This window comes from Bradyrhizobium sp. 31Argb (assembly GCF_043638955.1).
In the GTDB taxonomy this organism is placed as follows: Bacteria; Pseudomonadota; Alphaproteobacteria; order Rhizobiales; family Xanthobacteraceae; genus Bradyrhizobium.
The window spans coordinates 1-12323 of sequence record NZ_JBEGDB010000044.1 but is presented as its reverse complement, the minus strand read 5'-3'; the positions used below and the strand labels follow the sequence as shown (position 1 = coordinate 12323).

13 protein-coding genes and 2 pseudogenes are annotated in these 12323 nt (G+C 63.5%); 7 read left to right on the top strand and 8 right to left on the bottom strand.

What is annotated here, in order from left to right:
• Window positions 1–15: 15 nt before the first annotated feature.
• The 4 genes and pseudogenes from AAFX91_RS11655 to AAFX91_RS11640 all read left to right on the top strand — a co-directional run.
• A complete protein-coding gene (locus tag AAFX91_RS11655) occupies window positions 16–2487 on the top strand; it encodes a S8 family peptidase (RefSeq protein ID WP_394566533.1) in 2472 nt (823 codons plus the stop codon).
• A 3-nt stretch (window positions 2488–2490) separates the two neighbouring features.
• Window positions 2491–2722 (top strand): annotated as a pseudogene (locus tag AAFX91_RS11650) (hypothetical protein); the annotation flags it as partial.
• Between the two features lie 26 nt (window positions 2723–2748).
• Window positions 2749–3012: a hypothetical protein gene (locus AAFX91_RS11645; RefSeq protein WP_394566532.1), complete on the top strand. Its 264-nt coding sequence runs from the start codon at window positions 2749–2751 to the stop codon at window positions 3010–3012.
• Window positions 3013–3101: 89 nt separating this feature from the next.
• A pseudogene (locus AAFX91_RS11640) lies at window positions 3102–3218 on the top strand (helix-turn-helix domain-containing protein); the annotation flags it as partial.
• Window positions 3219–3255: 37 nt separating this feature from the next.
• Here the strand turns inward: AAFX91_RS11640 and AAFX91_RS11635 are convergent.
• The 5 genes from AAFX91_RS11635 to AAFX91_RS11615 all read right to left on the bottom strand — a co-directional run bounded on the left by AAFX91_RS11635 (window position 3256) and on the right by AAFX91_RS11615 (window position 7366).
• Window positions 3256–3522 carry a DNA -binding domain-containing protein gene (locus AAFX91_RS11635; protein WP_394566554.1) on the bottom strand — a complete coding sequence of 89 codons (267 nt, stop codon included), beginning with the start codon at window positions 3520–3522 and terminating at the stop codon, window positions 3256–3258.
• Between the two features lie 353 nt (window positions 3523–3875).
• The gene (locus AAFX91_RS11630; RefSeq protein WP_394566531.1) at window positions 3876–4229 is read right to left on the bottom strand and encodes a DUF736 domain-containing protein; all 354 of its coding nucleotides are present in this window, start codon (window positions 4227–4229) and stop codon (window positions 3876–3878) included.
• A 636-nt stretch (window positions 4230–4865) separates the two neighbouring features.
• Window positions 4866–5783 carry an ArdC family protein gene (locus tag AAFX91_RS11625; RefSeq protein WP_394566530.1) on the bottom strand — a complete coding sequence of 306 codons (918 nt, stop codon included), beginning with the start codon at window positions 5781–5783 and terminating at the stop codon, window positions 4866–4868.
• Between the two features lie 286 nt (window positions 5784–6069).
• Window positions 6070–6657 (bottom strand): hypothetical protein, encoded by a 588-nt coding sequence (locus tag AAFX91_RS11620; protein ID WP_394566529.1) that lies wholly within the window; start codon window positions 6655–6657, stop codon window positions 6070–6072.
• Between the two features lie 400 nt (window positions 6658–7057).
• Window positions 7058–7366, bottom strand: coding sequence for a hypothetical protein (locus AAFX91_RS11615; RefSeq protein ID WP_394566528.1), 309 nt, complete (start codon window positions 7364–7366; stop codon window positions 7058–7060).
• Window positions 7367–7441: 75 nt separating this feature from the next.
• Here AAFX91_RS11615 and AAFX91_RS11610 point away from each other — a divergent pair, with 75 nt between their 5' ends.
• On the top strand, window positions 7442–7606 hold the full coding sequence (locus AAFX91_RS11610) for a hypothetical protein (protein ID WP_394566527.1): 165 nt from the start codon (window positions 7442–7444) through the stop codon (window positions 7604–7606).
• Between the two features lie 211 nt (window positions 7607–7817).
• Here the strand turns inward: AAFX91_RS11610 and AAFX91_RS11605 are convergent, their stop codons facing one another.
• From AAFX91_RS11605 to AAFX91_RS11595, 3 genes are all read right to left on the bottom strand, one after another.
• Complete coding sequence (locus AAFX91_RS11605) at window positions 7818–8690, bottom strand: DUF7007 domain-containing protein (protein ID WP_394566526.1); 873 nt, start codon at window positions 8688–8690, stop codon at window positions 7818–7820.
• The gene (locus AAFX91_RS11600) at window positions 8687–9160 is read right to left on the bottom strand and encodes a hypothetical protein (protein ID WP_394566525.1); all 474 of its coding nucleotides are present in this window, start codon (window positions 9158–9160) and stop codon (window positions 8687–8689) included. The genes AAFX91_RS11605 and AAFX91_RS11600 overlap by 4 nt, the downstream gene beginning before the upstream one ends.
• A gap of 86 nt (window positions 9161–9246) precedes the next feature.
• On the bottom strand, window positions 9247–10929 hold the full coding sequence (locus tag AAFX91_RS11595; RefSeq protein WP_394566524.1) for a ParB N-terminal domain-containing protein: 1683 nt from the start codon (window positions 10927–10929) through the stop codon (window positions 9247–9249).
• Window positions 10930–11261: 332 nt separating this feature from the next.
• Here AAFX91_RS11595 and AAFX91_RS11590 point away from each other — a divergent pair, with 332 nt between their 5' ends.
• Window positions 11262–11612: an antitoxin Xre/MbcA/ParS toxin-binding domain-containing protein gene (locus tag AAFX91_RS11590; RefSeq protein ID WP_394566523.1), complete on the top strand. Its 351-nt coding sequence runs from the start codon at window positions 11262–11264 to the stop codon at window positions 11610–11612.
• Window positions 11613–11620: 8 nt separating this feature from the next.
• Entirely contained in the window at window positions 11621–12118 is a 498-nt protein-coding gene (locus AAFX91_RS11585; RefSeq protein WP_394566522.1) for an RES family NAD+ phosphorylase, read from the top strand.
• Window positions 12119–12323 lie beyond the last annotated feature (205 nt).

Genomic DNA, 12323 nt, shown 5'->3' with positions numbered 1-12323 from the left:
ACAGCATGGGGTAGAATGGCAGACGACTTCCCTCGTGATCGACCGCATCTCCATCTTCGCGACAACGGAGTGCGGGAGCTTTACCGGCGACCCAACCAGAAGATCGAACCTCCTGCGTTGCCGGAGCGGGATCGATCAGGTCACGCCGCGACGTTGCTACAGGCAGTCGGCCAAGCGGTACAAGCGGCGCGGCAGCAGATGGCGGCTCGTGATGCGAATCTGGCGACCGGGGTTGCCGGCTTCTATCTTGACATCGACCTGCCGGCGTCCGAGCGCGTTGGCTTGGATCAGCTCGCCGACCGCCGCCAGAAAATGGAAGTGGTCGCGGTCCACGAACCGACAAACCCGGGTGACCCGCTTCGCGCCTCGGTCTTTGTGCCGGCACGAGCCGAAAATCACTATCTGCGAAAGATTGAAGCTTATCGGGACGCCAATACCAACAAGGGTCGGCCACGCAATGAGCCATTGATCTCCCGCATCGAAACCGTACGACTGGCGACGGCGCGGTCGCTGTTTACTGACGACGATCCACTTTTTCCGCAGCAACCCAATGAGCAAGTGTGGTGGGAAATCTGGCTACGCGAAGGAAGACGGGAGAATTTCGAGCGTATCACACAGGCTCTGAACGTCTCCTTGCGCGCCCATGCCGTGAAATTTCCCGAGCGGGAGGTCATGCTGGCGCTATCCGACGTCGCAACATTGGATAGGCTTGTCGCGCACAGCGACGTCGTGGCCGAACTCAGACGTGCCAAAGATACCCCTTCTTTCTTCATGGGTCTCGGCGGCGCCGAACAACGCGCCTGGAGCGATGAGCTTCGCAGTCGGGTAACGCCGCCGGGCAACAACGACGTTGCAGTTTGCCTGCTCGACAGTGGCGTGCGGCGAACCCATCCGCTTGTCGAGCCGGCCCTCGCCGTTGAGGATTGGCAAACAATCAATCCCGCGTGGGGGGCGGACGATACGCCGACGTGGCAGGGACACGGCACCCGCATGGCGGGCGTCGGGCTCTATGGCGATCTCGTCCCCATGCTTGCCGGGAGCGATCCGGTCGCTCTATCGTTTCGGCTGGAAAGTGTCCGGATCCTGCCACCGGCGGAATCCGTCAACGATCCGGAACTCTACGGGGCGATCACAGGTGAGGCTATCGCGCGGGCCGAAATCCAAGCGCCAACTCGCCGTCGCGCGATCGCGATGGCGGTGACCAGTGCCAATCCGGCGCGCGGTAGGCCGACATCGTGGTCCGCGGCGGTGGATCAACTCTGCTTTGAAGAGGATCAGCGGCGCCTGATCATTTTGTCGGCAGGCAATATTGCGGAGGATCTGACACCAAACGATCACCTGACGCGAAACGATCTTGAAGCCGTCGACGATCCAGCCCAAGCATGGAATGCGCTGACTGTTGGTGCGTACACTGAAAAAGTAGACATCATCGATCCCGATTTCGCGGGATACGTCGCGATCGCACCGGCGGGCGAGCTATCTCCGAGGAGCCGGACGTCGGTGGTCTGGGATCGCCAATGGCCGGTGAAGCCGGACGTCGTGTTTGAAGGTGGCAATCTCGCGCACGATGGTGCGCTTCCGGGCGAACCGATCGATGACCTCCAGATCCTCACAACCCATTTTCGACCGGAGTTTCGCCATTTTACGACGATCGGCGATACGAGTGCGGCCACTGCCCATGCAGCACGCATGGCCGGCTCAATCCTAGCCGCGCGCGCGGGCCTATGGCCCGAAACAGTGCGTGCGCTGATGGTACACTCGGCCGAATGGACACCGCAGATGCGGGCGCGCATCGACGCATGTAATGGCGCAAAGGGGCAGATTCAGGCGCTCGTGCGCCGGTATGGCTATGGTGTGCCCGACCTCAGCCGGGCTCTCCTTTCGACTCTCAACGACCTGACGTTGATCGTAGAAGATAAGCTGCAGCCTTTTCAGCGCCAAGGGAGTGCGGCGGCCAAGACGCGCGACATGAAATTGCATCGGCTGCCCTGGCCGAAAGATGAGCTTTTAGCTCTCGGTGACGCGCAGGTCGAGCTGCGCGCGACGCTGTCATACTTTATCGAGCCCAATCCCGGCGAACGCGGTTGGACACGTCGGCATCGATACGCTTCGCACGGTTTGCGTTTCCGGGTGAAGCTGGCGACCGAGAACGTCGACGAGTTTCGCGCCCGCATCAATCAGGCCGCTCGCGATGAAGAGGAGGGCGCACCGGGCGGGGGCGGCGAGGATTGGTTGCTGGGCACCTTCCGCGATCGCGGATCTCTCCACGCGGATTTCTGGGCTGGGAGCGCTGCCGATCTGGCCGAGCGCGACGCGATTGGTGTGTTCCCTGTCGGCGGGTGGTGGAAGGAGAAGCCCTACCTTGAGCGCTTCGATGGGACGGCACGATATGCTTTGATCGTGACCATTCGGGCACCGGGCTCCAACGTCGACATCTTCACGCCGGTCGAAACAGCCCTCGCCGTCCAAACCGTGGTCGAGACATGATATCGACACGTCTCTGCCAAACACCTGATCGCTCCGACCTGTCATGCTGGCACGGTCGTTCAGGCACTGTGGCACCTCGCCTCGGCGCTAGCGACCGACGTCGCTCGCGTCGCCGCCCTCCGGCTTGCCGGCGAGCGACAAGAAAACGCTCGTCACGAGTGTCGTTCAGGCGCCCGCCTGGATGCGGCCGACACTCGTCTCTATCGCCAACGCCTCCGGTGCGGTCGATGGATAAGTTCGCCCGTCTCGATGAGTGAATAAATGACCGAACCTCACGTTAAATTTGACGTTCCTGCCATCCTTCGCAAATGGCCCTCGCTGAATAACTCGCGTCGCGATGGCGGCACGGGCCCTTACATGGTGACTGAAGGAACGCTGGGGGCGTGCATACGGGAGTTCATGGCCAAGCCTGAAGCGACGCGTCACTTATATGAAATCCACACGGCGCCGCAGCCCCCACTAATTACCGAGGTCTTATCGGCCGCGCACGTTATTGAACTCGCACGTCTGCGAGATTTTCTCTGACCACCGCGACGCGGCGTGACGGCCTCGCAATCCAGCTCCACACGATGACGGCCCCCCGCCGTCTTCCGGCTGCCGGCATTGCCTGATTCGTGCTGACCCGCCCCATCCTCTCGGCCGAAATGATCAGTTCAAAAACTCGGGATCACGCCCGTTCTCCACACAATCTCGTCGCCAGGCTGGAGTTACGCAAGGCGACCGGACCGGGGCGGTATCGCGTGCGAGGATCCGGTAGGAGTGCTGAGCTCAGCCGCGAAGCAGATGCCGGTAGCCATGTTCGGTCATCCAGCGGGCACGAGCGATATGTGTTTCCCAGGCGCGCCGGGCGCGCTCGGGCTCGCGATCTGGATCGAGATGCAGCACGAACCGCGCGACCTCGGTCCAATCGGCGCCATTATCTACGGCGTCGAGCAGGCGCAGATAGGTGACCAGATGCAGTTCGCCATAGCCCGTTAGATCCGATGCACTCGCCGCTTCATCGGCGATATCCGGGTCGTGTGGTGGCTTCTGCATGGAACAAAGCCCCTGGCGAGTTCTTGCGACCGAAGCGGAGGCCAGTTGCTGCATCGGCGGATAGATCCTGATTGCGCACCACGTGGTGCCTAACTGGCACCACACCAAGGCTTGACTTACAATGCAACTGCATAGCTACGCGATGTCCTGGTTCGGGATGGCGAAAGCGAGCAAGTCCAGCGCAAGCTCGCGAAGCTCTACGAAGACCCATTGCTCGGGCGGCCGATGTAGAGCTGCGTCGCGCTCGAGCGCTTGACGACTTTTCGCGCGTTCAAGACCTTGCACATGATCGTCTCCTTTCCGCTCACACTCGGGGGCCCCGCCGCCGCGGCGGGGCCCTCTTGCGTAACCGCTCAGTCGCGGTTCGGACGAGACCAGATGAGCGAGTGGCCTTCCTCGCCTTCGACCTCGACCAGCGTTGCGTAGATCGGAGCCGGGAAGCTCGGGTCGTCCAGCTTGACCGAGTGATACTCGCGGCCCGTATCCTGGGACTTCTTCTTCCACACGGCGCCAAACTCGATGTTGGCGCCCGCGAGGATTCGGAAGTCGGGGGACTTGTCCGAGGTGCGCTCGGCCGGAACGATCTTCGCCTTGACGGTGCCAAGAGCCAGGGTCTTGACGGTCCCGATGAAGCCGTTGCCGTTCACGGTGAAGTTACCGATGGTAGCCATGTTCGTGTCCTCTTTCGTTTCTCGGGCCGCGACCACCGCGACCTCGATGGCTGTCGTTAACCGGAGGCGATCGGGCCGCACCCGAAGGGCCGCCACGCAGTAGAGGGCGGCCAGGGCGAGGCTTTATTGTCTCGCGAGGAATGGGCGCGCAGCGGCCAGGGGAAGAAAGCTGAGAACGGCCGTTGCGGTCTTGAGAGCGAGACGGAGCGCAGCGACGACGGCCTTCGGTTAGACATGCCAAATCGAGGACGCATTGGACGCGTCAGGCCGAACGATGGAGACACGACTGAGCAACCGGTACGCCACACCGCATGGCGACGGTCCAGGGCACGCTGATGTCAAAGACCTGCATGCATTGTTGAAGGTTTCCCCGGTCCCAGCGACCACGACAGGGGCCATGACGATCGCCGATCGTAATGCACCAAGCCTCGGCCGGCCGCCGCAGGAAGACCGTCGACACAGGGACAGGCCGACATCCCGGACACCAAGCGAGCCGCACCGGCCCATCTCGCCGGCATGGCTCGGTCGGAGGCAGCAACGACCCAATCCCCGGTGCCGGCCTTGGCATAATGATGCACGTAAGAACGGCCCCGCCGCATGGCGGGGCCGTTCGTCTTTCCGAGAAAGATGAACGATCGAGCGCAAGCGTCCCACGCAGGGATGGCAAGCGCATCACGCCGCCTCGCCGATTTCGGCCCGTTTCGGTTGAAGCTCGTGCAGATAGGTCACGGCGCGCTGCGCGTGCGCGGCTGCGGAAAAGATAAAGCGCTTGTCGTTGGACAGCAGCGTGAGCCACGAGAAAAGGTAGCTCGCGTGATCGGCGCGCGGCTCAAGTTCGGGTACGATGCCGAGATCGACGCAGAGGAAGCATGCGCCAAGCTCGGCGACCAGCTCTTCGCGCGTGCGTTCGCTGCGATCCTTTGCGTAGCGGCTGAGATCGCGGTTGGCGCGACCCGCCGACGCAGTCCAATGCACACATTCATGCGCCAACGTCGCCGTATAGCTTTCGGCGTCTCGGAAACTCTCGAACGGCGGCATCTGGATGAGGTCGAGCGAGGGTACGAAGAATGCCTTGTCGCCACCGTGCCGGATAGTTGCGCCGGTGTTCGCGAAGAACGCGTCCGCATGTACGAGACGCTGCGCCGGCGCGATGGTTGGAGCCGGGCGCTCATAATAGTGATCCGGCAGATTGTCGATCTGATCGACGCAAAACACCGTATAGGCGCGCAGGAATGGAATGGCGCGTTCCACTTCGTCGCCATGCTCATCAGTCTCGGTCTTGTTGATCTTGTTTGCATAGACCACGATCGTTCCGCTCTCGCCTTTGCGGACGTGACCACCAAGTTCGAGCGACTGCCTGAACGTCATCCAGATCGGCGACGTGAAACCTCGCGCCATGGCTTCCGACCACAGCAGCACCACGTTGATGCCCTGATACGGCATGCCGTTGTGGCGCAATGGGCGGGTAATGCGTCCGGCCGCATTCCACGGCTTTATCCAGGGACGCACACCGCGTTCGAGATCGGCAACGATGCGATCCGTGATGCGCGCGTAGATGTCGGCGCGCGGATTCTCTTCTTTCCTGCTCATTTTCAGGATCTCCTTTTCTGAGGCCGCGCCTGTCGCGGCCCCTCACGGGGGCCGTCGCGGCGGCGCCAGGCACTCGCGCACCCGACAGGGCCGCAGCGCAGCGGAGGACGGCGAAGCCGTTGCGCGTGCGCCGTATCCGCCGCAGGACCTCGAACCGGGAGGGGCCGCGCTGGCGCAACGTTTAGGTTTTGTTTGCTTCCGCCGGCGACATGAAAAAGGGCCGGTCTGGCGACCGGCCCTGGACGTTGCAATGTGAAACGGCGGGGCCGAAGCCCCGCCGTCACGGTTAGTCGAAAGCCGTCATCTGGGCCACGGCGGCCTTCTTGGTGATGGTTTCGCCGGCGTGTTCGACCTGCCGCTCGAAGGGCTTCCACGCCTCCCCGATGATCTGCTCGTAGGCTGCGACGGCGCCCTCGGCCGCCATGCGGAGCGCGTGTGCCTGCAGGCCCATGTCGGCTGCGAACTCGCGCTTGCGCTGCGACTGGCTGTCGAAGCCGACCGGACCGTCGAGGTCCTCGTCGCGCAGGTCGTTGGCGAGCTTGGCGGTGGCTTCGCGCGCCTCTGTTACGGCGCGGGAGTAGAATTGGCCGGCGCCGTGCGCGGAGCCGACATAGGAACCTACGATGCGTTGGAGATGGATTTCCATCGCGCGCTCGCTGAGGCCTTCCTTGAGGGCGTCGGCGGTCTCGACGATAAGCCGTTCGTGCAAGTCGCGAATGCCGTCGCTGTCGAGGATCGCGAGGCCAAAGCTCTCGGAGATTCGAAGCGCCTGGGGGGAGTCGGGGCAGGCGAGGCGGACCATTTCGAGGGTCGTGCTGCGGCGAAGTGGGATGGCACGAGCGGTGGCGCGAGGGGAACGGGCGGTCTTGGTCATGATGAGATCCTTTCTCGGTTTCGCCTTGGGAAGCGATCGGGCTCTTTGGCCGTCGCTCCCTCGGGTGCGGTCGACCAGAACCGGCGTTAGCGGTCCGCTTCAGGGGGCGGCGGCTGCCAAGGCGAGCATGGGCGGGTTGCGGACGAGCGGGCCTTCAGGCCTGCGAAGGACGCGGCCCCCATGACGAGACGGCGGCCGCCGATCGCTTGCGACTTGCCCTTGAAGCGGACCGCGGCCGGTTCAGACCGCAGCACAAACCGAGGGAGTGACGGCCAAAGGGAAAGCTCGCCGCCGAAACCGTGAGAGGTCTTGTCAGACCGCCGCGCTCTCTTCGGCGACAGCAGTGTTTGCACGCGCCGCTTACGCTGCGATTGGTGTGCGGCCCTCCGCCTCCTCAATGCTATGCAGCAGAAACGCGATGGCGCGACCGAAACTCGGTAATCGCCTTCTCCTGACGATCGAGCTTGCGAGTGAGAGCGTCGATCTCGCCACGACGGGCCAGCGTGAGCCCCGCGACATGCTCCTGAAACAGCCGCTCATCGACCTTTGTCCAGCTCGATGCGCCACGGCGCTTCGCTCGATCGGTGATTGTTAGCCGTTCGGCGCGTGCTGCGATCTGACGCTCGATGATGCCGAGATGGCGCTGCGTCTCGGCTTGGGCGACGTCCATGCGCGTGAGCAGGAAGTGTCGATGCGAGGGCTCGATCATCGCACCGTCCCCGTGGGCCATAAAGGGAAGGCCGACTCGTCCAGCATGTAGTCATCCGGGAGAGAGATCCCGGCGATGGATGACGCGACGATCGTCGTCGGCGATCGCCCAGTCAATACTCGCCGAATTGCTACCGGCATGCTTGCGCATATCGGGCGTCAGGATGCCGTTGAGCGCGTCAGCGATGGCGCTCTCGGGACGATGATGTGCCTGCACGAGGAGGTCACGGCGACAAGATAGGCCTTCATGACCTAATCCCCTTTCTGTCGGCGCCGGCCGGGTAGGATTTCGGTGCGTGGATGGAGAGACGCACGGCGCGCTTCCAGGCTTCCGAACCGGTGAAGTGCCGTCTGAGCCGGGGATGCCAGACGACGAGGACCGGAGTTTCCCCATCCCGGTGAGTGGCTGTGCGCCAGCCGAAGGCTTTGGCGATGAGGCCCCAGGGCATGGTTCACCTCCATCCGACGAAGTTGGAGGGACCGGCGTAGAGCCGGTGGCGCGCCACATTGATCACGAAGCCGAAGCGGCCCACCTGATATTCGTCGGACGGCACGAGATAGCGCCTCTGCTCGGCCGCGCAGCGGTCGGCGCCGATCGTGGCGACGCATTCCATCATGCCGGGATGGTGATCGGAACGAATCGCCGAGATCACGATCCAGTCGGAGGCATGGTCTCGCTCGAAGGTGCGGCGATCCTTCTCGCGAGATTCGCCTGCCAGAAGCGGTCGAGCATGAATCGCCTCCCACGCGTCGGGATACCAGTCGCGGATGGTTTGATCGGCGCAGCGCCGTTCGTAGTCCGTGAACAATTCAGGAAGCGCTTGCGCGACAGCCGCCCCCGCACAATCCTCTTCGTACCAACCGCCGCGCCCGCGAAGGGCAGGGTGGACCTTTGCATTGTGCGCGGCATCGAGATGAAAACCACCGTGTCCGGCGGTCGAGTGCGAGACGACACCGTCTGCATAGATGGTCGCGCACTGCGATGCGCCCCAGGGTGTCTGTGCGCCGGTACGGATTTCCCGACGAGCGAGGGCGGCGCGCTGACGCTGGTGCTCGGCATTCTCGTGGACACGGGCACGGAAGGCGGCTTCGTCCGCGAGTTCACCGCCGTGACCGTAGAAGTCGGCCCGTGTCCATTCCTCCATCGGCCGCGAAAGCAGCCAGGCCGAGGCGAGATAATACCGGTCGTTTCTGGTCGGCATCATGGCGAAGGCGTTGTCGCGGACCTTGGCGACGAGAAGACCGTCATGGGTTCGGGTAAACAAAACCCCGGCCGAGGCGGGGGTGGGATTGTTGGCCGGATCGGAGGTTCGAGGCGCAGTCATGCTGCCCTCCCTTCGCCAGGGCCTGCCGCCATATCGTCATCGATGACCACGTCGAGGACGGCATCGGAATAGTGATGCGAAGCGAGCCAGGCTTGCGCCGCCGCGCGATCGGCGGCCAGGTGGAGAAGCTCAGCATGCCTACCAACCCGATCGAGAACGCGCACCATCCCGGGCTTCGGCCGTTCGACGACGGTGAACGTCAACGGCGAGCTTGCGGAAAAGGTCTTGAACACCTTGAGCACCACGACGCCAGCGCCGCCAAAGTCGCCCTGGTGCAGCGTGAAACTCGCTGGTGTCGTGTGGTTGCCGTTCGTATGAGGTTCGGCTTTGCGGACGAGGCGTCCGCCATTGTTGTTGTTCTCCCAAGCCGCAAGCTTGTGTTTGAATCGCTGCGGCGGCCGCGGCGTGCCGTCCGAATAGCGGATGAGCGCGCCGATTGGCGCTTGGTCGTAGATCGATTGCGCGGACATGATGTCCTCCTGTCGGTGATGGAGAAACAGAACCGCCGCCGGCTCGAAGCCGGCGGCGGAGATCGTTCGAAGGGGCCGGACCGCCGCTATTCCGCAGCTTCGGCGAAGCCAGTGGGCCTATCGCCCTCCGCCTCCGTGTCCTCGGCTTGCGCGTCGGACTCTTCCGACGGCGTATCGCGTTCGTCATCCGGATCCGTGTCGCCGGAGCAGCGCCCAACCCACGTTGTGACGGTCTCAAGCGGCGGGGCGAACAGCGCGCTCGGATGAACGAACCGGCCTTCAGCGAAGTGCTTCACGAGCTCGGCCCTGGTGTCCTTGACATGAGGGCGAGGTAGGACGGACGTGCCCGCGCAGGCGCCTTCGAGCGCAGAGCGTGAGAGGCAGGACAGAAACTCCTCCGTGCCCATGTTCGGCAGGAAGGCGTCCGCGCCGATCGTTTCGCCGGCGATGCGCGCGACGACGCCGCTGTCCGAGCGGTTCTCACGGCACGAAAGGACATCGCCCAGCACGGAACGCGCTACCTGGTGCAGTGTCTCGCGATCAAAGGCGAGCTTGCCGTCCTGCGAGATGAGCCGAGCGGCGTGCCCCTCGACTCGCGCATGACCGTATGGATTGTCGGACGCACCCGAGGCGATGCTGACGTTCTGCCCAGCGAGGGCGAGAACGAGCAGCGCAAGAAGAGTGTCCTCCTCGATCGGTGCACGGCCGAGCGCTTCGTGCAGCGCATCGGTGCGAATGTCGCCGATCATCTCCTGGCCCTTGCGCGTCACGTCCGGCCTCGCCTTTGCAACAACGGATGTATCCTCATTTCCGGCCGGAGCGTCCTTCGTCTTCTTGTCCGGCTTCGGGATGCGATAGGCGACCGTCTCGACCTTGCCGCTGCGGTCGAGATACATGCCGACATGGTCGGATTTGCCGGGCTTGCCGTAAACGCGTTCAGCCTTCGGCGGCAATTTCGGCTGGCCCCACTCGTTGATCTCGATAATGGCGCCACGCTTCGGCAGATGATTGGCCATCCACTCGTGCTGGGCGCCGAGAAAGGCCTCGACGTCGGTCGTGTAGCGGCTGTCGTCGTTAGCTGGCGCGAACAGGTCCTCCTGCCAAATGATGCCGTAGGCCTTGGCGAGATCATTGTCGAAGCTCGCCTCGCGCGCATACATGCGGGTCCGCGTCAAAGCCCGCGCGACATCATCCCAGGAGACGGTCGGCTGGCCCTTTTTCGGCTTGTGCTTCTTCCAGACCTCGCCCTGTTCCTCGTCGGTCGCCGCAGCGATGACGCGCAGCTGCTGCTCGCTCGGCATATCGCCGCGAGCCATTTGGTCGAGCATCGCCGGCAGGACGTTCGCGAGGAGTCGTAGCTTGCGGACCTCACGCACGGACTGGGCGAGCGCGATGGCGATCGATTCCTCGGTCCAGCCAAGCCCGACCAACCGCTCGATCGAACGCCACAGATCGACCGGGTTCATGCCCTCGCGCGCGACGTTCTCGACAACGGCGCGCAGCGCGTCCTTGTCGGTCTCGGGATCGGCGACGAGCACCTCGATCTCTGCCAGCTTCGCAGCGATCGCCTGCGAAACGCGGCGATGCCCGTATTGAATGTAATAGCCGTTGCCGCCGTCCTGCTGCGGCGAGATGATCGGGGGCTGCACGATGCCGACTGCCTTGATCGTGGCGAGCAGGAGCGCGTCGGCCTGCGGTGCCGCAGCCGTGCGTCGCGTCGGATCCGGATTAGGCTTGAGCGCGCGCGGATCAATCGTTACCAGTCTCATGGAAGTTCTCCATTTCAAGGGTTGCGGACCGCGTTTTCCCTGCGGTCCCTCTCGTCTTCTTCCCGAAGACGCCTTTCGCCCCGCAGGGCGGGTGGGGCGGCGCAACTGCCGGCGAGCATCCCTGTCCGGGGGCGGGAGCGGGGTGCGCAGCGCCTTGCGAGCGCGCCGTGGCCGGGATCGCGAGGCGGTCGGTTGAGCGTCAGCGGCGCCGAACCGCACGTTCTGCGAGGAGGGTTTTTCTCCTCTTTCACTCCAAGTCATCTTGTATGTCGCTCTTTATGACGCTATACTGCGTCAGAATAAGCGGCATCTGGAGGCCGAGGAGACCAGCTATGGGATTGGTTCGATATTCTGACGACGGGTTCTTCGCTCCGCGGAAGATCGCGGACGCCTTTCGCACGACCAGCGAAGAAGTCGCGCGCACGGCCGGGCTCGGCAGGGACGCCGTTCAGCGCAAGGAACGAGTCCGGTCGGATAGGACCCAACGCCGTCTGCGTGAGATGGTGGAGATCATCAACAAGGTCGAACCGCGCTTTGGGTCGGCGCTGATGGCCTATGCGTGGTATCGATCCGAACCGCTGCCGGGCTTTTCGGGGCTGACCGCCATGCTACTCGTGCGCGGCGGTCGCGCCGACGAGGTGCTCGAATACATCGACGCGGTCGATGCCGGCATCCACGCCTGACCCGAGCGATGCTCTATCGCGGCCCGCTTTATCGCGCTCTTAACCCCATCTATGCGCGTGAACCCCTGTCGGGCCTCGGCGCCGAACTCTATGGGGGGCGGTTCAATCCCAAGGGGGTGCCAGCACTCTATTCATCGCTGACCGTGATGACGGCGTTGAGGGAAGCCAACCAGGCTGGCAGTCTCCAGCCGACCACACTCGTCTCCTACGACGCCGACATTGAAAGCGTCTTCGACTGCCGGGACGAGGCGGCCCTGAAAGCCGAAGCGATGGATGAGAGCGCCCTGTCGGACAACACGTGGCGCGATCAGATGAAAACGACCGGCGAAGCGGCGACGCAAGCTTTTGCTCGACGTCTGATCGGCAAAGGTTTTCAGGCGATGCTGGTCAGAAGCTTCGCGCCAGGCGCGAGCGAGAATGATCTCAATCTCGTACTCTGGCGCTGGGGCGACGCATCTCCGTCCCGCCTCACGCTAATCGATGACGAAAATCGACTGTCGCGGTGAGGCTGGAGCCAGGCGAGAACATGGTATACATCAGGCCGCAGCCCTTCGGCCATCCGCCAGGGGTTCCTTGGCGTTCTCCACCGCGTCGTCGACGGGGCCGTCCTTAGAGAGGTCCGCCTCGATCTCAGCTAGGGTCTGTTGGGATTCAGGATTCTCATTCGTGCTTGGCTGTGATTCAAGCTTTGGATGGAACGATTCGTTTTGA